At 69.3% G+C, this 25,018-nt stretch carries 26 protein-coding genes, 1 tRNA gene and 1 pseudogene; 20 read left to right on the forward strand and 8 right to left on the reverse strand.

The features are described 5' to 3' along the window. The first annotated feature begins 46 nt into the window (after positions 1-46). Positions 47-1,162 carry a chorismate synthase gene (aroC, locus tag MNOD_RS09040; RefSeq protein ID WP_015928554.1) on the forward strand — a complete coding sequence of 372 codons (1,116 nt, stop codon included), beginning with the start codon at positions 47-49 and terminating at the stop codon, positions 1,160-1,162. A gap of 54 nt (positions 1,163-1,216) precedes the next feature. Continuing rightward, positions 1,217-2,515 (forward strand): 3,4-dihydroxy-2-butanone-4-phosphate synthase, encoded by a 1,299-nt coding sequence (gene ribB, locus MNOD_RS09045; RefSeq protein ID WP_015928555.1) that lies wholly within the window; start codon positions 1,217-1,219, stop codon positions 2,513-2,515. A gap of 355 nt (positions 2,516-2,870) precedes the next feature. Here the strand turns inward: ribB and MNOD_RS09050 are convergent, their stop codons facing one another. Further along, positions 2,871-3,800, reverse strand: coding sequence for a histone deacetylase family protein (locus MNOD_RS09050; RefSeq protein WP_015928556.1), 930 nt, complete (start codon positions 3,798-3,800; stop codon positions 2,871-2,873). A 197-nt stretch (positions 3,801-3,997) separates the two neighbouring features. Between MNOD_RS09050 and MNOD_RS09055 the strand changes: the two genes are divergently transcribed. The 4 genes from MNOD_RS09055 to MNOD_RS09070 all read left to right on the forward strand — a co-directional run bounded on the left by MNOD_RS09055 (position 3,998) and on the right by MNOD_RS09070 (position 7,918). Further along, positions 3,998-4,576, forward strand: coding sequence for a L,D-transpeptidase (locus MNOD_RS09055; protein WP_015928557.1), 579 nt, complete (start codon positions 3,998-4,000; stop codon positions 4,574-4,576). Positions 4,577-4,844: 268 nt separating this feature from the next. Then, positions 4,845-5,285, forward strand: a complete 441-nt coding sequence (locus MNOD_RS09060) for a hypothetical protein (protein WP_015928558.1) — start codon at positions 4,845-4,847, stop codon at positions 5,283-5,285. 175 nt (positions 5,286-5,460) lie between these two features. Next, positions 5,461-7,482 (forward strand): acetyl-CoA carboxylase biotin carboxylase subunit, encoded by a 2,022-nt coding sequence (locus MNOD_RS09065; protein WP_015928559.1) that lies wholly within the window; start codon positions 5,461-5,463, stop codon positions 7,480-7,482. Positions 7,483-7,495: 13 nt separating this feature from the next. Further along, complete coding sequence (locus MNOD_RS09070; RefSeq protein ID WP_015928560.1) at positions 7,496-7,918, forward strand: gamma-glutamylcyclotransferase family protein; 423 nt, start codon at positions 7,496-7,498, stop codon at positions 7,916-7,918. A gap of 246 nt (positions 7,919-8,164) precedes the next feature. On the opposite strand, the pseudogene MNOD_RS09075 reads toward MNOD_RS09070, so the two are convergent. The 3 genes and pseudogenes from MNOD_RS09075 to MNOD_RS09085 form a co-directional block, all read right to left on the reverse strand. Then, positions 8,165-8,876: pseudogene (locus MNOD_RS09075) on the reverse strand (DNA helicase). A 462-nt stretch (positions 8,877-9,338) separates the two neighbouring features. Then, positions 9,339-9,815: a DUF192 domain-containing protein gene (locus MNOD_RS09080; RefSeq protein ID WP_043748367.1), complete on the reverse strand. Its 477-nt coding sequence runs from the start codon at positions 9,813-9,815 to the stop codon at positions 9,339-9,341. 10 nt (positions 9,816-9,825) lie between these two features. After that, positions 9,826-10,443, reverse strand: a complete 618-nt coding sequence (locus MNOD_RS09085) for a cold-shock protein (protein WP_043748370.1) — start codon at positions 10,441-10,443, stop codon at positions 9,826-9,828. Between the two features lie 298 nt (positions 10,444-10,741). On the opposite strand from MNOD_RS09085, the gene MNOD_RS09090 reads away from it, so the two are divergent. Then, positions 10,742-11,746 carry an acetyltransferase domain-containing protein gene (locus MNOD_RS09090; protein ID WP_015928563.1) on the forward strand — a complete coding sequence of 335 codons (1,005 nt, stop codon included), beginning with the start codon at positions 10,742-10,744 and terminating at the stop codon, positions 11,744-11,746. Between the two features lie 13 nt (positions 11,747-11,759). On the opposite strand, the gene efp is transcribed toward MNOD_RS09090, so the two are convergent. Next, positions 11,760-12,326: an elongation factor P gene (gene efp / locus MNOD_RS09095; RefSeq protein WP_015928564.1), complete on the reverse strand. Its 567-nt coding sequence runs from the start codon at positions 12,324-12,326 to the stop codon at positions 11,760-11,762. Positions 12,327-12,455: 129 nt separating this feature from the next. Between efp and epmA the strand changes: the two genes are divergently transcribed. From epmA to MNOD_RS09115, 4 genes are all read left to right on the forward strand, one after another. Next, a complete protein-coding gene (epmA, locus tag MNOD_RS09100; RefSeq protein WP_015928565.1) occupies positions 12,456-13,508 on the forward strand; it encodes an EF-P lysine aminoacylase EpmA in 1,053 nt (350 codons plus the stop codon). Beyond that, positions 13,505-14,575: a lysine-2,3-aminomutase-like protein gene (locus MNOD_RS09105; protein ID WP_015928566.1), complete on the forward strand. Its 1,071-nt coding sequence runs from the start codon at positions 13,505-13,507 to the stop codon at positions 14,573-14,575. Before epmA ends, MNOD_RS09105 begins: the two co-directional genes overlap by 4 nt. Continuing rightward, complete coding sequence (locus tag MNOD_RS09110; RefSeq protein ID WP_015928567.1) at positions 14,551-15,171, forward strand: glutathione S-transferase family protein; 621 nt, start codon at positions 14,551-14,553, stop codon at positions 15,169-15,171. The genes MNOD_RS09105 and MNOD_RS09110 overlap by 25 nt, the downstream gene beginning before the upstream one ends. Positions 15,172-15,314: 143 nt before the next feature. Further along, positions 15,315-16,016 carry a ribonuclease activity regulator RraA gene (locus tag MNOD_RS09115; RefSeq protein ID WP_015928568.1) on the forward strand — a complete coding sequence of 234 codons (702 nt, stop codon included), beginning with the start codon at positions 15,315-15,317 and terminating at the stop codon, positions 16,014-16,016. Positions 16,017-16,156: 140 nt separating this feature from the next. Here the strand turns inward: MNOD_RS09115 and MNOD_RS09120 are convergent, their stop codons facing one another. The 3 genes from MNOD_RS09120 to MNOD_RS09130 are packed head-to-tail and all read right to left on the reverse strand — an operon-like array spanning position 16,157 to position 17,400. Then, complete coding sequence (locus tag MNOD_RS09120; RefSeq protein WP_015928569.1) at positions 16,157-16,429, reverse strand: DUF3253 domain-containing protein; 273 nt, start codon at positions 16,427-16,429, stop codon at positions 16,157-16,159. After that, entirely contained in the window at positions 16,407-17,108 is a 702-nt protein-coding gene (locus MNOD_RS09125) for a DUF599 domain-containing protein (protein ID WP_015928570.1), read from the reverse strand. Before MNOD_RS09125 ends, MNOD_RS09120 begins: the two co-directional genes overlap by 23 nt. A 13-nt stretch (positions 17,109-17,121) precedes the next feature. Next, a complete protein-coding gene (locus MNOD_RS09130; RefSeq protein ID WP_015928571.1) occupies positions 17,122-17,400 on the reverse strand; it encodes an acylphosphatase in 279 nt (92 codons plus the stop codon). A 190-nt stretch (positions 17,401-17,590) separates the two neighbouring features. On the opposite strand from MNOD_RS09130, the gene tuf reads away from it, so the two are divergent. The 9 genes from tuf to rplL all read left to right on the forward strand — a co-directional run bounded on the left by tuf (position 17,591) and on the right by rplL (position 24,770). Continuing rightward, positions 17,591-18,781, forward strand: coding sequence for an elongation factor Tu (tuf, locus tag MNOD_RS09135; protein ID WP_015928572.1), 1,191 nt, complete (start codon positions 17,591-17,593; stop codon positions 18,779-18,781). 199 nt (positions 18,782-18,980) lie between these two features. After that, positions 18,981-19,057 (forward strand) — tRNA-Trp (locus MNOD_RS09140). 215 nt (positions 19,058-19,272) lie between these two features. Continuing rightward, entirely contained in the window at positions 19,273-19,584 is a 312-nt protein-coding gene (secE, locus tag MNOD_RS09145; protein WP_015928573.1) for a preprotein translocase subunit SecE, read from the forward strand. A 13-nt stretch (positions 19,585-19,597) separates the two neighbouring features. Further along, positions 19,598-20,131 carry a transcription termination/antitermination protein NusG gene (gene nusG, locus MNOD_RS09150; RefSeq protein ID WP_015928574.1) on the forward strand — a complete coding sequence of 178 codons (534 nt, stop codon included), beginning with the start codon at positions 19,598-19,600 and terminating at the stop codon, positions 20,129-20,131. A 192-nt stretch (positions 20,132-20,323) separates the two neighbouring features. After that, a complete protein-coding gene (gene rplK / locus MNOD_RS09155; protein ID WP_015928575.1) occupies positions 20,324-20,773 on the forward strand; it encodes a 50S ribosomal protein L11 in 450 nt (149 codons plus the stop codon). A gap of 10 nt (positions 20,774-20,783) precedes the next feature. Then, positions 20,784-21,491 carry a 50S ribosomal protein L1 gene (gene rplA / locus MNOD_RS09160; protein WP_015928576.1) on the forward strand — a complete coding sequence of 236 codons (708 nt, stop codon included), beginning with the start codon at positions 20,784-20,786 and terminating at the stop codon, positions 21,489-21,491. A gap of 153 nt (positions 21,492-21,644) precedes the next feature. Next, a complete protein-coding gene (locus MNOD_RS09165) occupies positions 21,645-23,273 on the forward strand; it encodes a B12-binding domain-containing radical SAM protein (RefSeq protein WP_015928577.1) in 1,629 nt (542 codons plus the stop codon). 533 nt (positions 23,274-23,806) lie between these two features. Then, complete coding sequence (gene rplJ, locus MNOD_RS09170) at positions 23,807-24,334, forward strand: 50S ribosomal protein L10 (RefSeq protein WP_015928578.1); 528 nt, start codon at positions 23,807-23,809, stop codon at positions 24,332-24,334. Positions 24,335-24,389: 55 nt separating this feature from the next. Further along, entirely contained in the window at positions 24,390-24,770 is a 381-nt protein-coding gene (gene rplL / locus MNOD_RS09175; RefSeq protein ID WP_015928579.1) for a 50S ribosomal protein L7/L12, read from the forward strand. Positions 24,771-25,018: the final 248 nt, after the last annotated feature.

Here is a 25,018-nt window from a genome sequence, read left to right on the forward strand (position 1 = left end):
GATCGCGGCGTTTGTCCCCGCCCGCATCCCGCGCTAGACCGCCATCATGTCGCACAACAGCTTCGGCCACCTCTTCCGTGTCACGACCTTCGGCGAGAGCCACGGGCCGGCCCTCGGCTGCGTGGTGGACGGCTGCCCGCCGCTCATCCCGCTGGAGGCCGCCGAGATCCAGGCGGAACTCGACCGGCGCCGGCCGGGCCAGTCGCGCTTCACGACGCAGCGCCGCGAGCCCGACACGGTTCGGATCCTGTCGGGGGTCTTTGCCGACGACCGCACGGGCGGGCGCCAGCTCACCACCGGCACGCCGATCGCGCTGATGATCGAGAACGTCGATCAGCGCTCGAAGGATTATTCCGAGATCCGCGACACCTACCGGCCGGGCCATGCCGATTACACCTACGAGGCCAAGTACGGCATCCGCGACTATCGCGGGGGCGGGCGCTCCTCCGCCCGGGAGACAGCGGCGCGGGTCGCGGCGGGCGCCATCGCCCGCAAGGTGCTGCCGGGCGTCACCATCCGGGGCGCTCTGGTCCAGCTCGGGCCCCATGCCATCGACCGGGCGCGTTTCGATTGGAACGAGGTCGGCAACAATCCCTTCTTCTGCCCGGACGCAGTGGCGGCTGTGCAATGGGCGGAGATCCTGGACGAGATCCGCAAGGACGGCTCGTCGATCGGCGCCGTGATCGAGGTGGTGGCCGAGGGCGTACCGCCGGGCCTCGGCGCCCCGGTCTACGGCAAGCTCGATGCGGATCTCGCCGCCGCCATGATGTCGATCAATGCGGTCAAGGGCGTTGAGATCGGCGACGGTTTCGCGGCAGCGACCCTGCGGGGCGAGGAGAATGCCGACGAGATGAGGCCCGGCAATGGCGGCGCGCCGGCTTTTCTCGCCAACCATGCGGGTGGGATCCTCGGCGGCATCTCGTCCGGGCAGCCCATCGTCTGCCGCTTCGCCGTGAAGCCGACCTCGTCGATCCTGACGCCCCGCGCCAGCGTGACCCGCGACAACCGGCCGGCCGAGGTGGTGACGAAAGGGCGCCACGACCCCTGCGTCGGCATCCGCGCCGTGCCGGTCGGCGAGGCGATGATGGCCTGCGTGCTCGCCGATCATTACCTGCGCCACCGTGGGCAGGTGGGCGAGCGGGCGCCGTTTCGAGAGGGTTGAAGTGCGGCGACGATTTCAGTTTCGCTGAAATCCGCCGCTGGCTATGATCGCCCCGTGAAACTCGGCGACTGGCTTCGGCATCAGGGCGTGTCCCGCATCGACTTCGCACGGCGCTGCGGGCTCTCCCCCGCGGCGGTGACGGGCCTGTGCAACAATCCCGCTGCGTGGCTGTCGCGCGAGACCGCGGCGCTCGTCGCCCGCGAGACTGGCGGCGCCGTGACGCCGAACGACTTCCTGGGCCTGAACGCCCCACGGCAGGAGATGCCCGTGCCCCACGCTTCCGTCGTCGAGACCATCGAGGCCTTCGCCCGCGGCGAGATCGTCATCGTCACCGATGACGACGACCGCGAGAACGAGGGCGATCTCGTCGTCGCGGCCTCCCTCTGCACGCCGGAGAAGATGGCCTTCATCATCCGCAACACCTGCGGGATCGTCTGTGCGCCGATCACGGGCGCGGAGGCCAAGCGCCTGCGCCTGGAGCCGATGGTAGCCTCGAACGACGCGCCGCTCGGCACCGCCTTCACGGTCACGGTCGACGTCAAGCACGGGCTCACCACCGGCATCTCGGCCGAGCAGCGCTGCAACACCGTGCGGGCGCTTGCCAACGGCAACATGGGCGCCGCGGACTTCGTGCGGCCGGGCCATATCTTCCCGCTCATCGCCCGGGACGGCGGCGTGCTGATGCGCTCCGGCCACACGGAGGCGGCGGTCGACCTCTGCCGGCTGGCGAAGCTGCCGCCGGTCGGCGTGATCTGCGAACTCGCCAACGACGACGGCACGGTGATGAAGGGGCCGCAGATCGAGGCCTTCGCCGAGAGGCACGGCCTGCGCCAGATCTCGGTGGCGGAGCTCATCGCCTACCGGCAGGCCCGCGAGAAGCTCGTCGAGCGGATCGGCAGCTTCCCGGTGAAGACCGAATGGGGAAGCCTGACCGGCTATGCCTACACCACGCCCTTCGAGTCGATGCAGCAATTCGCCTTCGTGCATGGGCGGATCGGCGACGGGCGCGACATGCTGGTGCGCCTGCACCGCTCGAACGTGGTGGCCGACGTGATCGAGGGCGGCCGGGTGATCGAGTGCGTCATGCGCCGCTTCGCCGACGAGGGGCGCGGCGTCCTGGTCTATCTGCGCGACGGCACCGCGGGCGTCCCGCTCACGAGCTTCCGCGAGGAGCATGGCGACGGCGCAGAGGCCGCCCGGGTCCGCCAGTGGCGCGAGGTCGGGCTCGGGGCCCAGATCCTGCGCGACCTCGGCGTGGTCTCGATCCGCAATCTCGCCACCGCCTCGCGCTCCTATGTCGGCCTGTCGGGCTTCGGGATCGAACTCCTGGGCGACGAGCCGCTGGACGGCTGAGCGACCTCCTCCGGGCGGTCCTCCGGTTCGGCGGCGATGGGTCAACGGCCCGATGCGCGAGCATGCGCGGCAGCATCCTGGGCCGTTGGTATGAGTTCTCCACCGGCCTTTGCCGACCCTGACGGACGAAACTGGCCGCAAGGCCCCCCGATGGCAGCCCCACGGGTCCTCACGCTGAGGTGCTGGCGATCGCAGATCGCGCAGGCTGCCTCGAAGCACGCCTGAGCGCTGGTCCGAGGCTCTGGCGGATGGGAGCACCGGTCCGGCGTGCTTCGAGGCAGCCTGCGCGATCTGCGATCGCCAGCACCTCAGCATCATGAGGAGCGGGGCGGCTGCCACTCACGTCCGTTTCTATTCAGTGTCCCATCAGCGCCTCGACATGGGCCGCGACCGACTTCGACAATCCGTCGAGGTCGTAACCGCCCTCCAGGACCGACACGACCCGACCGCCCGCGCGCCGGTCGGCGATCGCCATGAGGCGGCGGGTCGCCCAGGCGAAATCCGCCTCCGTGAGCTGGAGATTGGCCAGCGGATCGCGCCAATGGGCATCGAAGCCCGCCGAGATCACGATCAGGTCCGGGTGGAAGGCATCGACCCGCGGCAGGATCCCCTGCTCGAATGCCTCGCGGAAGCGGTCGCCGTCGTCGCCCGGGCGCAGGGGCACGTTCACGATCGTGTCGTGGTCGCCCCGCTCGGAGGCGGCGCCCGTGCCCGGGTAGAGCGGCATCTGGTGCGTCGAGCAGTACAGCACCGAACGGTCGCTCCAGAAGATGTCCTGCGAGCCGTTGCCGTGATGGACGTCCCAATCCACGAGGGCGACGCGCTCCGCGCCGAAGCTCTTCTGGGCATGCCGGACGGCGACCGCCGCCTGGTTGAAGACGCAGAAGCCCATGGCCCGCCTCCGCTCGGCGTGGTGGCCGGGCGGACGCATGGCCGCGAAGGCGTTGGCGACCTTGCCGGCCATCACCTCGTCGACGGCCTGCCGGGCGGCCCCGAGCGACCGCAGCACCGCTTCGAGCGTGCCGGGCGACATCACGGTGTCGGAATCGATCGCCACCAGGCCGGCCTGGGGCGCGGCCTCGGCGATGGCCTCCACATAGGCCTCCGGATGGGCGAGCGTCGCGACCGCGAGCTCCGCCCGCGGCGCCTGCTCGCGCACCAGGGCGGAGAACCGCTCATCCTCCAGCGCCTGCTCGATGACCCGGATGCGATCGGGGCGTTCGGGATGGCCGAGGGGCGTGGTGTGGTCGAGGGATGCCGGGTGGCTGAGATACAGCGTCGTCATGCCTTGTCCTGGCCCGAGGGCCCCCTCCCGTGAGTGTGGCATACAACGTGGCAGGAGGCTGACCGCGACGCAACACATGCGTGCATTCGTGCTGGAGCGAGCTTGCTGCGACTTCGCAGCCGAACGGCCGAGCCTTAGGAGTAACCATCGGTCAACCATGACGTCCTCTGGCTGACCGGGAGCGGGATCCTGTTTCGATGCGCCGTCACGCCCTCGTCCTCGCCGCCCTGGCGCTCTCCGGCTGCAGCTACAAGAGCATTCCGGATCCGGCGCTGTCCGCGCAGGACGCCGCCTGGATGGCGATGGTGCCGGAGGCCGAGGCCGATCCGCGCTTCGCCCGCTATCTCACCGACGATCCGACCGGCGAGCCGCCCGGCACCATTGTGGTCGAGACGAAGGAGCGGCAGCTCTACTACGTGCTCCCCGACCGCAAGGCCGTGCGCTACGGCGTGACGGTGGGCGACGAGGCCTATGGCTGGACTGGCACCGCCCGGGTGTTCCGCAAGGCCGCCTGGCCGGACTGGAACCCGCCCGCCGAGATGGTCAAGCGCTGGCCGCATGTCCACCCGATGAAGGGCGGGCCGGAGAACCCGCTCGGCGCCCGCGCCCTCTACCTCGCGGACGGCAATCGCGACACGCTCTACCGCATCCACGGCACCAACGAGCCGGAGCGGATCGGGCAGGCGGCCTCCTCGGGCTGCATCCGGATGCGCAACATCGACGTCGTCGATCTCTACAACCGCGTCGGCCTCGATGCGAGGGTCATCGTGCGCTAGAGCATTTTCCGACGAGGTGGATCCCGGTTCGTCGCAGAAAATGCGGCAAAATCAAAAACCTAAGAGCAGGATCCGTTCCACCGTGAACGGATCCTGCTCTAAAGCCGGGCAGGGCCGAAACCGTTTCGCAACGCTGCCTGCTTGCCTTGGCTTAACCTGAACACGGATTCAGATTCCGGCGTTAACCGCTCAAGCGATCACCGTCGCGCATAGTCCTTCTCACACAGGGACAAACACCGGCATCAAAAAAGCCGGGGAGGCACGACAGATGATCCAGATTTCTCTGCAAGACTTCTGCAACCGTATGGTCGCCAAGGGCGCGATCTCGCATGACGACGTGCGCGAACTGGCCCGCACGGTGCTGCCGGATGGGCTGATGTGCCGCGAGGAGGCCGATATGCTGCTCGGCCTCGATCGGGCGGTGCCGGAGGCGGATCCGGATTTTTCCGATTTCCTGGTCGCCTGCGTGGTCGATTTCGCGGTCTGGGGTACGCGCCCGACCGGCCGGATCGACGCCGACACCGCCCGGTGGCTCGCCGCCTCGCTCTCCTGCGGCACCGGTCCCACCCGGACGGGCGCCCGGATCGCCGTCGAGGTGGTGCGGGAGGCCCAGACGACCGACCCGGACTTCGTCGCCTTCGCGCTGCGCCTCAACGGCCGGCGCGCCGGCGCGGAGGAGCCGGACGTCCCGGTCGCGCTCGCGGCCTGACGCCGGCCGCCGCAGCGGCCGGTGTCTCGCCCGACCTTCGACCAATCGGGGCCAGGTCCTTCGGCCCGACTCGCCTTTTCGCTGCTTTCGCGGCGCGCCCCGATGCATTAACGGGAATGAGCTTGGGCATTTTCGGCCCGGCTTGGTCCTTCTCACGGCTCGAGTGCGCGCTTCGATGTTCGACAAGATCCTGATCGCAAACCGGGGCGAGATCGCCTGCCGCATCATCAAGACGGCGCGGCGGATGGGGATCAAGACGGTCGCGGTCTATTCCGACGCCGACCGGGACGCGGTGCACGTGTCGCTCGCCGACGAGGCCGTCCATATCGGCCCCGCGCCCGCCGCCCAGTCCTACCTCGTGATCGAGAAGATCATCGAGGCCTGCAAGAGGACCGGCGCGCAGGCGGTGCATCCGGGCTACGGCTTCCTCTCCGAGCGCGAGGCCTTCCCGAAGGCGCTGGCCGAGGCCGGCATCGTGTTCATCGGCCCGAACCCGGGCGCGATTGCCGCGATGGGCGACAAGATCGAGTCGAAGAAGGCGGCCTCCGCGGCACGCGTCTCGACCGTGCCGGGCTTCCTCGGCGTGATCGAGAGCCCCGAGCATGCGGTCCAGATCGCCGACGAGATCGGCTATCCGGTGATGATCAAGGCCTCGGCGGGTGGCGGCGGCAAGGGCATGCGCATCGCGCATTCGGCGGCCGAGGTGGCGGAGGGCTTCGCCCGCGCCCGCTCGGAGGCGGCCTCGTCCTTCGGCGACGACCGGGTCTTCATCGAGAAGTTCATCACCGACCCGCGCCACATCGAGATCCAGGTCATCGGCGACAAGCACGGCAACGTGATCTATCTCGGCGAGCGCGAGTGCTCGATCCAGCGCCGCAACCAGAAGGTCATCGAGGAGGCGCCGTCGCCCCTCCTCGACGAGGAGACCCGCCGCAGGATGGGCGAGCAGGCGGTCGCGCTGGCGCGTGCGGTGCACTACGATTCCGCCGGCACCGTCGAGTTCGTCGCCGGCCAGGACAAGTCCTTCTACTTCCTGGAGATGAACACCCGGCTCCAGGTGGAGCACCCGGTGACCGAGATGATCACCGGCCTCGATCTCGTCGAGCTGATGATCCGGGTGGCGGCCGGCGAGATGCTGCCGCTGACCCAGGACGACGTGAGACTCGACGGCTGGGCGGTCGAGAGCCGCGTCTACGCCGAGGACCCGACCCGCAACTTCCTGCCCTCGATCGGCCGGCTCACCACCTACCGCCCGCCGGCGGAGGGCGCGCATGGCAGCGCCATCATCCGCAAGGACACCGGAGTCGAGGAGGGGAGCGAGATCGCGATCCACTACGATCCGATGATCGCCAAGCTCGTCACCTGGGCGCCGACCCGCGACGAGGCGATCAGCGCGCAAGGAGAGGCCCTCGACGCCTTCGCCATCGACGGCATCCGCCACAACATCCCGTTCCTCGCCGCGCTCATGCAGCATCCGCGCTGGCAGGAGGGCCGGCTCTCCACCGGCTTCATCGCGGAGGAATTCCCGAACGGCTTCGAGGCGCCGGTGCCGGCGGGCGAGGTAGCCCTGCGGATGGTGGCGGCGGCGGCGGTCATCGACCACGTGCTCAACGAGCGCAAGCGCGGCATCTCGGGCCAGATGCGCGACCCCAAGCACCTGCGCTTCGAGCGCGACCGGGTGGTGTGGCTCGGCGACCAGCGCTTCGAGGCGACGGTGGAGACGATCGAGGCCGGCCGAGGGCCGGCGAACGGGATCGCGGTCGCCTTCGCGGACGGCACGACCTGGACGGTCGAGAGCGGGTGGCGGCCGGGCGAGCCGGTCTGGACGGGCACGATCGGCGGCGCCCGGGCGGCGATCCAGGTGCGCCCCCTCCTCAACGGCGTCTTCCTGCAGCATGCGGGCGCGGCCGCCGAGGCGCGGGTCTACACGCGGCGCGAGGCGGAGCTCGCGGCGCTGATGCCGATCAAGGAGGTCGGCGGCTCGGGCAAGCAGCTGCTCTGCCCGATGCCCGGCCTCGTGAAGAGCATCATGGTTACGCCCGGCCAGGAGGTGAAGGCGGGCGAACCGCTCGCCATCGTCGAGGCCATGAAGATGGAGAACGTGCTGCGCGCCGAGCGCGACGGCACGGTGCAGACCATCCAGGCCAAGGAGGGCGACAGCCTCGCGGTCGATGCGGTGATCCTCGAATTCGCCTGAGGGCGGCTGGGCCGTGCCGCTCTACTTCGCGTACGGCTCCAACATGGACCGGGCCGCCATGGCCCGGCGCTGCCCCGCCTCGACGGTGCGGGGCATCGCTCGCCTGCACCGCCACCGCTTCGTGATCATGCGGGAGGGCTACGCCTCGGTGGTGCGGGATCCCGGCGCGACGGTCTGGGGCCTCGTCTGGGACCTCGCGCTCGCCGATGTGCCGTCCCTCGACCGCTACGAGGGTGTGGCGAGCGGCCTCTACCTCAAGGCGCAGCAGCCGGTCGTCACGGACGGGGGCGTGCGCCGGGCGCTCGTCTATCTCGGCCGGAGCCAGGGCGGCGTGCCGCGGCCGGGCTATCTCCAGGGCGTGATCGCGGCGGCCCGGGAGGCCGGGCTGCCGGAGGCGTATCTGCGGAGTCTGGGGGCGTTGCTGCGGGCGCCGTAAGAGCACGGAGCCTTGAACCTCACCACGTTGAGGGCGTCCCCGTCCCCGCAGAGTCTGAAACGGGTGGAGAGCCGCCTTTGGCCTGTCGCAAAAATCAGCTTTTCGTGAACCACTTTTGCGAGCGTGTTTTGCGACAGAATTTCCCGTGAGTTCCCAGTACGGTCGATTTAGCCGCGAAAATCAGGATTTTCGTGACAAGGCGTAACCTGCCGGAGCGCGAAGTAAGCGCCCCGGCAGATCAGCATATCAGGCTATCGCTTGAAACTGAACCTTACCTTCGTGCAAGAAGCATGCTTTCGAGAAAAGGCCCACATCTACTTTGTTGGGCAAGCGTATGTCTTGCATATCCGGCAGAGGCTTTGTCTCTGGGTCATATGAACGGTCAATCTGGGTGATGAAGGCGAGAACGATTCCGGTCTTTCGCGCGAATCTTTGCAGGGCATCTATTTGTTCGGAAAGCTCAGGCTTGTTTCGCCGTTGATCGAGAATTTGCAGATAGTCGATAACGGCGACTGTCCCACGGGAGGCATCGGCAAGATGGCGGATGATATAGTCTGCGCAAATATCGTCAGAGGTCACGATTTCCAGAATATCACCAAGACTCGACGTTTCGCCCGCCAGTGACTGAATGCGCTCTCGGGTCTCTTGCTCGGTGTATTCGAGCGTGAAGAATACACCTTTCCTGCCGTCGCGGACGGCATCGAGCAAGAGCTGAAGCCCCAGCAGGGTCTTTCCGTGTCCGGGCCGTGCTCCCAGCAGGAGCAGATCGCCATCGGAAAGCCGGGACAGCATTTCATTCGCCGTCGCGCCCTTTGCAACTCGGGCGGAAAGCAGGCTCCACCCTGCAAAACCTTTCGCGCGCTATGCGATCTAACGCCGTGTGCAGCGGAATCTTTTCATCACGAGCCATCAACTTGGCTCGACGTTTCAGTTGGTAGATTGGAGCGGACAGCTTCATCAAAGAACCTCCATTCCGAGCAGGAAACGCAATCCCTCCTTATGCGGCGCTCGAACAGATGGTTCGATGATCTCAATACCCCGTATGAACGATACTTCCCCAATGGGAGGGAGGAGGCGCGGGCCAAGCCTGTTCGCTGATTTATAGCTTGAGAACGGAGGTCTTAACAAGGGCAGGGTAGCCGACCATGCTCATGTGCATGTCGCAAAATTCCCGATTAAAACGACAGTTTCGCATCCAACTTTTGCGACGCTGATGATGGCACTCTCGCGAACTGGCAAGAGGTCCGCATTGTGTCGAAAGCCGACGCCATCTGTCGTCAAGTGGGACGCATATCGGCTGGCGCTGCCAATCGCACCAATGCTGAGACGTCAACGAAGCTGCCACTGATGATGCAGAAGATGTTCGGGAGCGCGGCGTCCGCTAGCGCAGGTCAGCCAGACGTGCCTTGGCCGCGGCGGTCTACCGCCCCTTGAACAGCGGGTGCTCCACCTTGTCGCCGGGCCGCAGGCCGAGCTTCGCGGCCGTGCCGGCATTGAGTTCGAGCACGGCCAGGACCGGTCCGCCGGACGAGATCGTCCGCGTCGAGAGCGGCTCGGTGTCGGCGGCGATGCGGGCGACGGTGCCATCGGCCCGGATGAACAGCATGTCGAGGGGCAGGTAGGTGTTCTTCATCCACATGGTGACGGGCGCCACCTGGGCGAAATCGAACAGCATCCCGTGATCCGGCGCCATGCTGCGGCGGAACATCAGACCCTGGGCGCGGCCGGCATCGTCGCGCATCACCTCCACCTGGAAGGCGTGGCGCCCGCTGCGGGACACGATGGTGAGGGGCTCGGTCGGACCTTCGGCCCGCAGAGGCCACGGCGCGAGCGCCAGGACGAGGACGAGGACGGCGAGCGCCGCCGCGGCGCTGGGCCGCACGAACCGGATCGACATGGGCTGACCGCTAGTGCGAGGCGGGCAGGGCGCCATCCGCCAGGCGCACCTCGGCGGCCATCAGGCCCTTGGAGCCGTCGCCATAGCGCACCATGACCTTTTCGCCGGGCTTCAGCTCGGCGATGCCGTAGCGCCGCAGGGTCTCCATGTGGACGAAGATGTCCGGCGTGCCGTCGCCGCGGCTCAGGAAGCCGAAGCCGCGCAGCCGGTTGAACCACTTCACGACCGCGGTCTCGAGCCCGCTCGTCGGCACCACCGTGACATGGGTGCGCGGCATCGGCAGCTCCGCCGGATGCGTCGCGGTCGACTGGTCGAGGGAGATCACCCGGAAAGCCTGCCAGCCGCGCGCCCGCTGCACCGCCTCCACGACGACGCGCGCGCCCTCGCTCGCGCTCTGATGGCCGTCGCGCCGCAGGCAGGTCACATGCAGCAGCACGTCCGGAGCGCCGTTGTCCGGCACGATGAAGCCGAACCCCTTGGCGACGTCGAACCACTTGATGCGGCCGCTGATCTCCACGAGGTCGAGCGGCGCATCCGTCTCGGTGTCCGTGCCGGCGCGTCGAGCGCTGGTCTCGAACATGCTCCCCGGCCTCGGGCCGAGCGGGCCTGAACCGAATTCGTCCGACATCGTAAGCAACCCACACCGAATCGCGGGTGGCGATTCACCCCGGAGCTTAACAAAGTCATGACTTCGGGAAAGCCCGAATCATTGCCTTATCCCTGGCCGGGTCGGCACCGCGGACAGCGGAACAGGGACGATTCTCGGCCGGATCTGCATCCCGGTCGGGCAGGTCGCCACGGCGGCGTGCAGGCGCCGCACGCTGGATTCCCGCGATTCCCGGTGCCGCGCGGTTGTGTCGCAGGGGTCGACCGGATTGGGCGCGTCGTCTAGGAGCGGCGGGCCAAGCGGAGCCGGTGCTGCCGTGATGTCCGTTCTCGCGGCGCTGGGTCGCCGCCTCCTCGCCGCCCCGGCGGCCGGCCGGTTCGCGATTGTCGACGCGGCCCGCGGCACGGCGCTCGTCGCCATGGCGCTCTACCACCTGACCTGGGATCTCGGCTTCCTGCGGCTGACCCCCGAGAATGCCGCGCTGACGCCGGCCGGGCGGGCCGCCGCGCACGGCATCGCCGGCAGCTTCCTGGTCCTGGTCGGCGTGAGCCTCGTCCTGGGGCAGGGCAAGACCTTCCGGCCACGGCCCTTCCTCGCCCGGATCGCGCGCATCGGGACGGCCGCGGCGGTGATCTCGCTCGCGACCTGGATCGCCTTCCCGGAAAGCTGGATCTTCTTCGGGATCCTGCACTGCATCGCCCTGTCGAGCCTGCTCGCCCTGCCGGCCCTGCGGCTGCCCCCGTGGCTCGTCGCCGGGGCGGCGCTCGCCGTGCTCGCGGCGCCTGCGATCCTCGCCCGGAGCGATGCGGCCCCGGCCCTGCTCGACGCGCCGGCCCTGCTGTTCCTCGGACTCGGCCGCGCGGTTCCGTCCACGAACGACTACGTGCCGCTGTTTCCCTGGTTCGGCTGCGTTCTTGCGGGGATCTGCCTCGCGCGGATCGGCCTGCCGCGCCTCGCCCGGTCCCGGCTGGGAGCCTGGAGGCCCTCATCCCGCGGCGGCCGGATCCTCGCGGGGGCCGGCCGGCACAGCCTCGCTTTCTACCTCGTCCACCAGCCGGTGCTGCTCGGGCTCCTGTCCGGCGTGGTGGTGATGACCGGGCCGCATCCCCGGGCGGGCGAGGCGAGCTTCCTGCGGGATTACCGGGACAACTGCGCCACGGCCGGAGGCAGCCCGGAAAGCTGCCGGGTGGCAGCGCGCTGCCTGCTCGGGCGCCTGCGCGAGGAAGGGCTGTGGCAGGCGGCCGAGCAGGGCGCGCTCACGGAGGAGCAGCGCGCCCGGGCCGTGGCGCTCTCTCAGGCCTGCTTCATGGAACAGGCCGAATGAGGGGGAGGGACCGTCAGTCCTTCGCGCGCTCCACGTAGGAGCCGTCCGCCGTCATGATGACGACGCGGGTGCCCGCCGTGATGTGGGGCGGCACCTGGGTGCGCACGCCGTTCGAGAGCGTGGCGGGCTTGTAGGAGGAGGAGGCGGTCTGGCCCTTGGTGACCGGCTCGGTCTCGGTGACCTCGAGGGTCACCCGCTGGGGGAGCTCGATGGCGAGCGGCACGCCGTTGTGGAGCGAGAGCATCACCGCCATGCCCTCCTGCAGGTAGGCGGCCTGGTCGCCGATCACGTCCTCGGGCACCGCCACCTGCTCGTAGGATTCGGGGTTCATGAAGTGGAAGCCCTCGCCGTCCGAGTACAGGAAGGTGTGCTCCCGGTCCTCCACGAAGGCGCGCTCGACCTGCTCGGTGGTGCGGTAGCGCTCGGAGACCTTCACGCCATCGGTGATGCGACGCATGTCGAGCTGGGTCACCGGGGTGCCCTTGCCGGGATGGATGTTCTCGGCGGAGAGGATCACGTAGAGGCGGCCGTCCTTCTCGACGACGTTGCCTTTGCGAAGCGAGCTGGCGATCACCTTCACGGGTCGGGTCCTAAGAGCGAGCGTTGACAGAATCGGTCGGCGTCCCGCAAGCCGCTGCCGGCTGCGGGTGCCCGAGCGCCCGCCCTATCGCATCTGACGCGCGACCGCCAGTCGCGACCGGTTCGACCGATGACCTCCGTCTCCCCCTGGTGGACTCCCCATGTCCACGCTGACCGTCGCCCCCGCCTTCTTGCCCGCAACCGCATCAAGGCGGCCCTGCGGTCCTGGTTTTCCGATCGCGGCTTCGTCGAGGTCGACACCGCCGCCCTCCAGGTCTCGCCCGGCAACGAGGCGCATCTTTCCGCCTTCGCCACCCGGGCGATCGGGCCGGACGGGCGGGGCATGCCGCTCTATCTCCACACCTCGCCCGAATTCGCCTGCAAGAAGCTTCTCGCCGCGGGCGAGCGGCGGCTCGTGAGCTTCGCGCCCGTCTACCGCAACCGGGAGCGCGGCCCGCTGCACCATCCGGAATTCACGCTCCTCGAATGGTACCGGGTGGGCGAACCCTACGGCGTGCTGATGCGCGACTGCGCAGCGCTCCTCGCGCTCGCGGCCGAGACGGCCGGCACGGACAGGTTCCGGTTTCGGGACCGCGAGGCCGACGCCCTCGCCGAGCCCGAGCGGCTCACCGTCGCGGAGGCCTTCTGGCGCTTTTCCGGCATCGACCTCCTCGCCACCGTGGCGGCGGACGGCACCACCGACCGGGCGGCTTTCCAGGCGGCGGTCGCGGGCGCCGGCATCCGCACCGCTCCCGACGATACCTGGGCCGACCTGTTCAGCCGCGTCCTCGTCGAGCGCATCGAGCCGGAGCTCGGGCAGGGCCGGGCGACGATCCTGTGCGAGTACCCGATTCCCGAGGCGGCCCTCGCCCGCCCGAGCCCGCACGACCCGCGGGTGGCCGAGCGGTTCGAGCTCTATTGTTGCGGGGTCGAGCTCGCCAACGCCTTCGGCGAACTCACGGATGCGGACGAGCAGCGCCGCCGCTTCATGGCCGAGATGGACGAGAAGGAGCGCATCTACGGGGAGCGCTACCCGCTCGACGAGGATTTCCTGGCGGCGCTGGCCCGGATGCCCGAGGCGAGCGGCATCGCCCTCGGCTTCGACCGGCTCGTCATGCTGGCGACGGGCGCCCGCCGGATCGAGGAGGTGATCTGGACCCCCGTCGCGGAGGCGCCGCGGTGAGCCGCCGGACCCTGCGCGATCCCGCTGCCCTCGCCGCGGCGGGGCTGGTGCCGGCCGCCCGGCTCCCCGAGCTGGAGCGGGTGGCCGCGCGCTACGCCGTTGCGGTCACGCCCGACATGGCCGAGCTGATCGAGGCGCCGGAGGACGGGATCGGCCGCCAGTTCCTGCCGAGCGCCGAGGAGCTGGACACAGCGCCCGGCGAGCGGGCGGACCCGATCGGCGACAACGCGCATGCGCCGCTGCCGGGCATCGTGCACCGCTACCCGGACCGGGTGCTGCTCAAGCCGCTCCATGTCTGCCCGGTCTATTGCCGGTTCTGCTTCCGGCGCGAGGTGGTGGGGCCGAAAGGGGTGGGCTCGCTCGGCGAGGCGGAGCTCGATGCGGCCCTCGCCTATATCGCGGCGCGGCCGGAGATCTGGGAAGTGGTGGTGACCGGGGGCGACCCCTTCCTGCTCGCGCCCCGGCGCCTGGAGCGCATCGCCGCGGCGCTCGGGGGCATGGAGCATGTCCGGGTGCTGCGCCTCCACACCCGCGTGCCGGTGGTCGATCCGGCCCGGGTCGATGCGGCGCTCGTCGCCGCCCTGAAGGCCTTCGGCCGGGCGGTGTTCGTGGCGCTCCATGCCAACCACCCGCGGGAATTCACGCCCGCTTCCCGCGCCGCCCTGGCGCGGCTCGTCGATGCCGGGATCCCGCTGGTGTCGCAATCGGTGCTGCTGCGGGGCGTCAACGACGATGCCGAGACGCTCGGCCTCTTGATGCGCGCCTTCGTCGAGAACCGGGTGAAGCCCTACTACCTGCACCACGGCGACCTCGCGCCCGGCACGGGGCATTTCCGCACCGGACTCGCCGAGGGGCAGGCGCTGATGCGGATTCTGCGCGGACGCGTCTCGGGCCTCTGCCAGCCCACTTACGTCCTCGACATTCCGGGCGGACACGGCAAGGTGCCGGTGGGGCCGGGCTACCTTGCGCCACGGGGCGCGGGCTGGACCGTCACCGATCCGGACGGGCGCGAGCACGCCTATCCGCCGGAGGAGGAGGGCCAATGCGCAGACTCTGGGGACGCTTGAGCTCCGTCAACGTGCAGAAAGCGGTCTGGGCGCTGGAGGAGCTGAGCCTCGCTTACGAGCGGGTGGAGGCGGGCGGCGCCTTCGGGCGGGTGCGCGAGCCGGCTTATCTCGCCCTCAACCCGAACGGCCTCGTGCCGGTCCTCGAGGAGGACGGCTACGTCCTGTGGGAGTCGAACGCCATCCTGCGCTACGTCGCCAGCGGGCATGGGCGCGGCACGCTCTGGCCGGAGGACCTGCGGGTGCGGGGCCATGTCGACCAGTGGCTCGACTGGCAGGCCACCACCTTCACGCCCGCGATGCGTGATGCCTTCTGGCAGACGGTCCGCGTGCCCGCCGGTGAGCGCGATGCCGGGCTCATCGCCCGCTCCGTCGCCGCGACCGAGGAGGCCGCCTCCATTCTCGACGCGCATTTCGCGGGGCGCAGCTTCGCGGTGGGCGACGCCTTCACGGCTGCCGACATCGCGCTCGGCTGCGCGGCACATCGCTGGCTGCATCTCGCCGTCGACCGGCAGCCCCGCCCGCATCTGCTGGCCTGGTATGCACGGGTCGCCGCCCGCCCGGCGGCGGCCACGGTCCTGACGACGCCGATCACCTGACGGCCCGCGCTCCGGGTCCCGGCCGCCGTCGATCCTGCGCGGGAGGGCGGGGGCCGCGGGCCTTCTGCGCGGCAGGTTCATCGTCTATGGGCCTACGCTGAAGGCCTTTCCTCCCCAGGGCCCCCGCCCATAGGACCCCCGCCATGCCCCTCGACAAGACGCTGATCGACGCGCTGCAGGCCGTCACCACCGCGACCCTCACCACGGTGATGCTCAAGAAGGGCATCCGGCGCTGCTGGATGAAGGGGCCGCAGCCGCGCTTCGCGGCGGGCACCCGCGTGGTCGGGCCGGCCTTCACCCTGCGCTTCGTGCCCGCGCGCGAGGACCTCGCCACGCCGGAATCCTGGTCGAGCCCGACCTCGACCCGCGGCGCCATCGAGGCGATGCCCGAAGGCTGTATCGCGGTCGTGGACGCGATGGGCATCACCGAGGCCGGCATCTTCGGCGACATCCTGGCGGCGCGGATGCGGAAGCGGGGCGTCGCCGCCCTGGTCACGGACGGGGTGATGCGCGACGGCGAGGGCGTCGCGGGCACCGGCCTGCCGGTCTGGTGCGCGGGCGTCGCGGCGCCGGCCTCCGTCGCCGGCCTGACCTTCGTGGGCTGGAACCAGCCGATCGGCTGCGGCGGCGTCGCGGTGTTCCCGGACGACATCATCGTGGCGGATGGGGACGGCGCCGTGGTGATCCCGGCCGCCATCGCCCAGGATGTGGCGCTCGCCGCCGTCGAGCAGGAGCGGCTCGAACTCTGGATCATGCGCGAGGTGGAGAAGGGCGTGCCGCTGCCCGGCCTCTATCCGCCGAATGCCGAGACCAGGGCGCGCTACGAGGCCGAGACGGGCCAGTAGTCATACCAATGGCCCAAGATGCTGACGCATCGGGCCATTGACCCATCTCGAATTTCCGGTGCCAAGCCAGAGATTTTATTGAAGAGGCTTAGCGAAAATTCGAGAACGGAACCAACGGTCATTGAAAATGACCGTTGGTATCAGCGCGGCAGCGCGAGGCGGTAGACGCCGCGAAAATCGTCCGGATCGGGAACCACGCGCCCCTTGCGCAGAATCGCGATCCGGCCCTGCTTCATCAGACGCACCGCCTCCCGGCGGACCGGCTGCATCAGCGGGCTCCAGCCCTCCGGATGCGGCCCGCCGAGCGCGCGGGCGACCTCCGAGGGGCAGACGCTCCGGCCGGGCCCCCGCTCCTCCACGAGCCGGAGCAGGGTCTCGGCGATGGCGGCGTCATCGGGGCGGTCCGGGCTCATCGGTGTCCTGCAGGGCGCGGAGCGCATCGGAGGTGAACTGGCGACGCCCCATCACATAGACCACGGCGGCCGTGGTGGCGAACAGCACGTAGGGGCTGACGAACCAGCCCAGATAGGCGAGCGCGAAGAAGAAGGCCCGCTGGCCGTGGTTGAAGTGGCCGCCCGCGACCACGTTCATGCGCGCGGCGCGGCCTGCGGCGCGGCCGATTTCCTCCGGGTCGCTGCCGCGCGGCGGCACCGCGCCGATCAGGATGGCGCCGTAGTTGAACAGCCGGTAGGCCCAGGCGAACTTGAAAAACGCATAGACGAAGATCAGCGCCAGCCCCGCCACCTTGATCTCCCAGGTGGTGCGGGTGGTCTGCATGCCGAAGGGCAGGGTGGCGAACAGGGTGAGCACGTCGTCGGCCGAGCGCGTCAGCGTCAGCACGCTGCCGAGCGCGATCAGCGAGGTCGAGGCGAAGAAGGCGGTGCCGTTCTGCAGCGAGGCGTTGATGGTGGTGTCGACCACCCGGTTCTCGCGCATAGCGAGCTGATCGGTCCAGGCGTGCCTATACCGGTTCATTATCTGGTTGAGGCTCTCCCGGCTCCTGGGCCGCTTCTCGACCGCGGCGCTGTAGCCGATCCAGGCGACGAGGAAGGTCACCACTGCGGCGAGATCGAGAGAGGAGAAGTCGCCCACGCCCGCGCCGGCCTCACCCGCGCAGGATGATGAAGCCGGCGGGCGGGGCCTCGGACGCCGCCTCGACCGCGACGGCGGTGACGCGGGCGCCCACGGGACCGCCGCGGAGCGCCGCGATCATCTGCTCCACCGCGTCGGACGGCCCGGCGAGGAGCGCCTCCACGGTCCCATCCGGTCGGTTGCGCACATGCCCCGACAGACCGCGCCGCGCTGCCTCCCCGCGCGTCCAGGCCCGGAAGCCCACGCCCTGCACGCGGCCGCTGATCACGACCTTGACGGTTCTATTCCCCATCACGGCTGAGGCCCGCCTCCCATCCCGCTCGTCCCGCTCAGGTAGCATGGCGGAATGCGGGTGAGAATGTGGGCCCGAGGCGCGGGGGAGAGGACGGGCGGGCTTGATCGCGCGACGCTAACCCTCTAAGCGGGCCGCGCCTTCCGCCCGGCTCGTGACGTCGTGGGCGGGCTTGCCGCAGGTGAGGGATATGGCCAAGGAAAAGTTTTCGCGGACGAAGCCGCACTGCAACATCGGGACGATCGGGCACGTTGACCACGGCAAGACGTCTCTGACGGCGGCGATCACGAAGGTGCTGGCGGAGACGGGCGGCGCCACCTTCACGGCCTACGACCAGATCGACAAGGCGCCGGAGGAGAAGGCGCGCGGGATCACGATCTCGACGGCGCACGTGGAGTACGAGACGCAGAACCGGCACTACGCGCACGTGGACTGCCCCGGGCACGCCGACTACGTGAAGAACATGATCACGGGCGCGGCGCAGATGGACGGGGCGATCCTGGTGGTGTCGGCCGCGGACGGGCCGATGCCGCAGACGCGCGAGCACATCCTGCTGGCCCGCCAGGTGGGCGTGCCGGCGCTGGTGGTGTTCATGAACAAGGTCGACATGGTGGACGATCCGGAGCTTTTGGATCTGGTCGAGCTTGAGGTGCGCGAGCTTTTGTCGAAGTACGACTTCCCGGGCGACGACATCCCGATCGTGAAGGGCTCGGCGTTGTGCGCGCTGGAGAACCGGGAGCCGAAGATCGGGCACGACGCGATCCTGGAGCTGATGAGCCACGTCGACAGCTACATCCCGCAGCCGGAGCGGCCGATCGACCTGCCGTTCCTGATGCCGATCGAGGACGTGTTCTCGATCTCGGGCCGCGGCACGGTGGTGACGGGCCGGGTGGAGCGCGGGGTGATCAAGGTGGGCGAGGAGGTCGAGATCGTCGGCATCCGTCCGACCACCAAGACGACGGTGACCGGCGTCGAGATGTTCCGCAAGCTGCTGGACCAGGGCCAGGCCGGCGACAACGTGGGCGTGCTGTTGCGCGGCACCAAGCGCGAGGACGTGGAGCGCGGGCAGGTGGTGTGCAAGCCGGGATCGGTGAAGCCGCACACCAAGTTCAAGGCGGAGGCCTACATCCTGACCAAGGAGGAGGGCGGCCGGCACACGCCGTTCTTCACCAACTACCGGCCGCAGTTCTACTTCCGCACCACGGACGTGACCGGGGTGGTGCAGCTGCCGGAAGGCACCGAGATGGTGATGCCGGGCGACAACGTGACCATGGACGTGACGCTGATCGTGCCGGTGGCGATGGAGGAGAAGCTGCGCTTCGCCATCCGCGAGGGCGGCCGCACCGTCGGCGCCGGCGTCGTCGCTTCCATCGCCGATTAAGCGGAACCTCAGCGGGCCCGGATCTCGGATCCGGGCCTTTCGGGCGGGGCGGGCGCCGCAGGCGTCCGCCCCGCTTGCGTTCCGGCTCCGGCTCCGGCCGAGTTCCGCGGCCCGGACATCCGATCCGGCCTTGCGGGTGATGATCCCTCTTGCATCCGGGCCGGCAATGCGGCAAGGAGCGGTCGCGCTGCGGCGCCGCAGGAGTGTAGCTCAACTGGTCAGAGCACCGGTCTCCAAAACCGGGGGTTGGGGGTTCGAGTCCCTCCACTCCTGCCAGGGACCGCGGGACTGACTTATCGCCGCTCCGCATGCTATATCCCTCATCGCCGTCGCCGGGCCGCCGCATCCCCGCCATGCAGGGCCATCGACAAGCCCGCGCAACTGCGCTAGAGGCATCGCCATCCCAGATCGAACAGGGCGGCGGCGCGGGCTTGGGGGTTGTCCAGGCTCCGCGCCTCTGTTGGTTTCGAGCGGCGACGGTTTGTCGGACCATGGCATCGAACGAAGCGACCAAGAAAGTGGACCTCGGGCGCAATGCGGCCCGCGGCACGCCTGCGCCCCGCGGCAGCGGAGGCGGGGCGCCGACACCGCCCGCCCGGCCCACGCAGAAGCGCGTCGGGCCGTTCGAGTTCCTGCAGCAGGTGCGCGACGAGGGCCGCAAGGTCACGTGGCCGACCCGGAAGGAGACCCTGATCACCACCCTGATGGTCTTCGTCATGGTGGTGCTGGCGAGCCTGTTCTTCGTGGTCGTCGATCAGGTGCTGCGCTACCTCGTGACCCTGGTCCTGGGGATCGGGGCCTGAGGAGAGAGACGTCGTGTCGAAGCGTTGGTACATCGTCCACGCCTACTCGAACTTCGAGAACAAGGTCGCGCAGTCGATCAAGGACCAGGCCGCGCAGCGCGGCCTGCTCGACAAGTTCGACGAGGTGATGGTCCCGACCGAGAAGGTCGTGGAGGTCCGCCGCGGCCGCAAGGTCGATGCCGAGCGCAAGTTCTTCCCGGGCTACGTGCTGGTGAAGTGCGACCTCACGGATGAGGTCTACCACCTCATCAAGAACACCCCGAAGGTCACGGGCTTCCTTGGGGCCGACAAGTCGAAGCCGGTGCCGATCCCGGACGCCGAGGCCGAGCGCATCAAGGGCCAGGTCGCCGAGGGCACCGAGCGCCCGAAGGCGTCGATCTCCTTCGAGGTCGGCGAGTCCGTGCGCGTCTCCGACGGCCCCTTCGCGTCGTTCAACGGCGTCGTGGAGGAGGTCGACGAGAGCCGCTCCCGCCTCAAGGTGGCGGTCTCCATCTTCGGCCGGGCGACCCCGGTCGAACTCGAATACGGTCAGGTCGAGAAGGTCTGAACGTTTGGCGGCGGCGAAGGGCGGAGGGGCCTTGAGCTTTAAGGCCCCTCCGCCCTTCGCCGCTCGTCTCCACCCGCGGGAGGCCCGCCCGGTTCGCCGCCGGGGCCGACGGGCCGCACCGCGACCTGCAACCGCCTCGCACGCTCCGCCGGCCGTCGGCCCGGAGGGCAGGCAACCAACGGGAGCAGTCCCATGGCGAAGAAGATCACGGGCTACGTGAAGCTTCAGGTGCCGGCCGGCGCCGCCAATCCGTCGCCGCCGATCGGCCCCGCGCTCGGTCAGCGCGGCCTCAACATCATGGAATTCTGCAAGGCCTTCAATGCGAAGACCGCGCAGATCGAGAAGGGCACCCCGATCCCGGTGATCATCACCGCGTATCAGGACCGCTCCTTCACCTTCGAGATGAAGCAGCCGCCGGTGTCGTTCTTCCTCAAGAAGGCGGCCGGGCTGAAGATCGGCAAGAAGCCGGCCTCCGGCTCGAAGACCCCCGGCAAGGGCGCGCCCGCCGGCAAGGTCACCGAGGCGCAGATCCGCGAGATCGCCGAGAAGAAGATGCCCGACCTGAACTGCGATTCGGTCGATGCCGCCGTCGCCATGATCCGCGGCTCCGCCCGGGCCATGGGTCTCGAGATCACCGGCTGAGGAGGGTGTCATGGCACGTGAAGGCAAGCGCATCCGCGCCGCCCGTGAGGGCATCGACCCGACCAAGGTCTACTCGCTCGCCGATGCGGTGAAGCTCATCAAGGAGCGCGCGAAGGCCAAGTTCGACGAGACCTTCGAGATCTCGATGAATCTCGGCGTCGATCCGCGCCACGCCGACCAGATGGTCCGCGGCGTCTGCAACCTGCCGAACGGTTCGGGCCGCACGGTGCGGGTCGCGGTCTTCGCCCGCGGCGCCAAGGCCGACGAGGCCAAGGCGGCGGGCGCGGATATCGTGGGCGCCGAGGACCTCCTGGAGACGATCCAGGGCGGCACCATCAACTTCGACCGCTGCATCGCGACCCCGGACATGATGCCTCTCGTCGGGCGTCTCGGTAAGGTGCTGGGCCCGCGCGGCCTGATGCCGAACCCGAAGGTCGGCACCGTTACCATGGACGTGAAGGGCGCGGTCGGCGCCGCCAAGGGCGGCGCGGTCGAGTTCCGCGTCGAGAAGGCCGGCATCGTCCATGCCGGCATCGGCAAGGTGTCGTTCGACGATCAGAAGATCGTCGAGAACGCCCGCGCCTTCGCGGATGCGGTGGCCAGGGCCAAGCCCTCGGGCGCCAAGGGCACCTATATCCAGCGCATCGCCGTCTCCTCGACGATGGGCCCGGGCATCAAGGTCGACCCGGCGAGCGTGCTCGCCGCCGCGACGGCCTGAGCGCCGGCGCCAATCTGACGGTCCGAAAGGCCCGCTCCGGCAACGGGGCGGGCCTTTTCGCTGTCGCCAACACCCCCGCCGCTCGGCTGATCGTGAGCGGAAATCCCGCATCCCGGGGGCGCCTTCCGGCAGCGCTGTGCTAAATAGGAGGCCATGCGTAGCACCGTCCCGGTCTCCTCCACGCGACGCGTTCTCTGCGTCTTCCCCGCCTACACGCCGTCCTTCGGCACCTTCTCTCACGCCTATCCGCTGATGGGCGGGGTCAAGGCGTTCATGCCGCCGCAGGGACTCCTCCTGATCGCCGCCTACCTGCCGGAGACCTGGCAGGTCCGCTTCATCGACGAGAACATCGGGCGGGCCACCCCGGCGGATCTCGCCTGGGCGGATGCGGTGTTCGTCTCCGGCATGCACGTCCAGGCCGCGCAGATCCGCGACATCGCCGAGCGCGCCCATGCGGCGGGCCGGGTCGCGGTGCTGGGCGGTCCCTCGGTGTCGGGCTCGCCCGAGCAGTATCCGGGCTTCGACTACCTCCATATCGGCGAGATCGGCGACGCCACCGACGAATTGATCCGCCGGCTCGACGCCGATGCGGGCCGCCCGCCCGCCCAGGTGCGGCTGGAGACGAAGGAGCGGCTCGGCCTCGCCGACTTCCCGGCCCCGGCCTATGACCAGGTGCCGCTCAAGCGCTACCTGATCGGCTCGCTGCAATTCTCCTCGGGCTGCCCCTATCGCTGCGAGTTCTGCGACATCCCGGCCCTCTACGGCCGCCAGCCGCGGCTGAAAACGCCCGAGCAACTCCTGTCCGAACTCGACGCCATCGTGGCCCAGCCCGGGCACCCGGCGGTGGTATACTTCGTCGACGACAACTTCATCGGCAACCGCAAGGCCACCCGGGAGATGCTGCCGCATCTCGTGGAGTGGCAGAAGCGGAACGGCTACCCGCTCCAGTTCGCCTGCGAGGCCACGCTCAACATGGCCAAGCAGCCCGAGATCCTCGAGCTGATGCGGCAGGCCAACTTCATCACGGTGTTCGTCGGTATCGAGACGCCGGAGCTCGACGCGCTCAAGAGCATCGACAAGCAGCACAATGCCGCCGTGCCGATGCTGGAGGGCATCGCGACCCTGAACTCCTACGGGCTGGAGGTGACCTCGGGCATCATCCTCGGGCTCGACACCGACACGGCGGAATCCGAGGAGCGGCTGATCGCCTTCATCGACCGCTCGAGGGTGCCGGTCCTCACCATGAACCTGCTCCAGGCGCTGCCGCGCACGCCCCTGTGGGACCGGCTCGCCAGGGAGGGGCGCCTCGTGGACGACCCGCGCCTCGAATCGAACGTCCGCTTCCTGCGGCCGCACGACGAGGTGGTGGCGAGCTGGCGCCGGGCCATTGCCCACGCCTATGCGCCCGAGCGGCTCTTCGACCGCTTCCGCCACCAGATCGACCACACCTATAGCCGCCGGATCGAGACCCCGGCCAAGACCCGGCTCACCCGCGCCAATCTGCGCCGCGGGCTCGTCCTCGGCTTCAACATCGCGCTGCGGGTGGGGCTCTTGTCCGACTACCGGCGGGCGTTCTGGCGGGCGGCGGGCTATGCGCTGCGGCGCGGCCAGATCGAGGCGGTGTTCAACATGGGCTTCGTCGCCCATCACCTGATCCGCTTCACCCGGGAGGCCCTGCGCGGCGAGCAGAACGCCTCCTTCTATGCGACGAAGGCCGTGGAGCAGAGCGGTGGCCGCAGCGGCGGCTGGTGGCGGCGACGTCCGGAGCGCAAGGCGGCTTGAGGTTTGCCGCCGGGCCGGCCGCGGACGGCGTGCGATCCCCCCTCGCCCCGGGGCGAGGGGAGGTGTCCCCTGCGACCGAATATCCTCATCCGGACACTTGGCAGGGCGCTTGCACGCCGCTATAGACCGCGCTCCACGTTTTCACACCATTGAAGGGACTCGGCCGATTGGTCGTGGCCTGACGAGACGTCCCCGGGAGACCGGGTGACGAATGGCCGGCGGGCTCAAGGGGGTCTCCCCTCGCGCCCCGTCCGGCCATGTCCTGTCCGAGACTGCAGGCGCCGGCTCGCCGGCTTAATCGCCAAGCCTGCACAGACGGGGAAGACCGAGTTTCACCGTCCCGGCCACCCTCGTGGGCGGGCAGGACGTCGGTTTGAACCATCTCGCCCGGGGCGTCGGCATCCGCCGCCGGACCGGGGACAGGGCCGTGAAGCGTCGCTCGCGCCGCCGCGGTCTTCTACCCAAGGCTCACGCGTGGGCGGCAAACGCAACCGGCGGGACCGATCCCGGTTCCGCCAACCGGAGAGAGCCCGGTGGACAGAGCAGCAAAGGCTGATCTCGTCGCGACGCTCAACGGGGTGTTTTCCACCACCTCGCTGGTCGTCGTGGCCCACTACAAGGGCCTCACGGTCGCCGACATGCAGAAGCTGCGCTCGCAGATGAAGCAGGCCGGCGCCACCGTGAAGGTCGCGAAGAATCGCCTCGCGAACATCGCTCTCGATGGCACGGACGTCGCCTCCATCAAGCCCCTCCTGAAGGGTCCGACCCTGCTCGCCTATTCGAGCGATCCGGTCGCGGCCGCGAAGGTGGCGGTGGATTTCGCCAAGGCCAACGACAAGCTCGTGATCCTCGGCGGCGCCATGGGCGCGACGGCCCTGAACCCGGACGGCGTGAAGGCCCTGGCCACGCTGCCGTCCCTGGACGAACTGCGCGCCAAGATCGTGGGCCTCGTGCAGGCTCCCGCGACCAAGATCGCTCAGGTCGTCAACGCGCCGGCGGCCAAGCTCGCCCGCGTGTTCGGGGCCTATGCCGACAGTGCCAAGACGGATGAGGCCGCCTGACGGCTCTTCGCTTTCACACTCAAACGTTCAAACCGACAACACGCAGGAACTGGAAATGGCTGATCTTGCCAAGCTCGTCGACGACCTGTCGTCCCTGACCGTCCTCGAGGCCGCCGAGCTCGCGAAGATGCTCGAGGAGAAGTGGGGCGTCTCGGCCGCCGCCGCCGTCGCCGTGGCCGCCGGCCCGGCCGCGGGTGGCGCTGCCGCTCCGGCCGTCGAGGAGAAGACCGAGTTCACCGTCGTCCTGGCTGGCGCCGGCGACAAGAAGATCGAGGTCATCAAGGAGGTCCGCGCGATCACCGGCCTCGGCCTCAAGGAGGCCAAGGACCTCGTCGAGGGCGCTCCGAAGCCGGTCAAGGAGTCCGTGGCCAAGGACGAGGCCGAGAAGATCAAGGCCCAGCTCGAGAAGGCCGGCGCCAAGGTCGAGCTCAAGTAAGGCGATGCGGGCCTTAGAGGCCCGCAACCCGCGTCGCGGCCGCCGGCTCACGTCGGTGCGCCGCGGCCGCCCCTCCAGCCCGCGGGCCCGCGCCCGCGGGCTAGAGCGTTTTCCGGCGAAGTGCCTGCCGCTTCGGCGCCCCCTCGGGATCCTGGGCATGGATCCCCATATGTTTCCGTTCGGGTGAGGATCGCCGCGGGCGGTCCGGCCGGGCGAGGTCGATGCGGCAAGGGTCCCACGGGAGGGGT

Origin of the sequence: Methylobacterium nodulans ORS 2060 (assembly GCF_000022085.1) — a bacterium.
Lineage (GTDB): Bacteria > Pseudomonadota > Alphaproteobacteria > Rhizobiales > Beijerinckiaceae > Methylobacterium > Methylobacterium nodulans.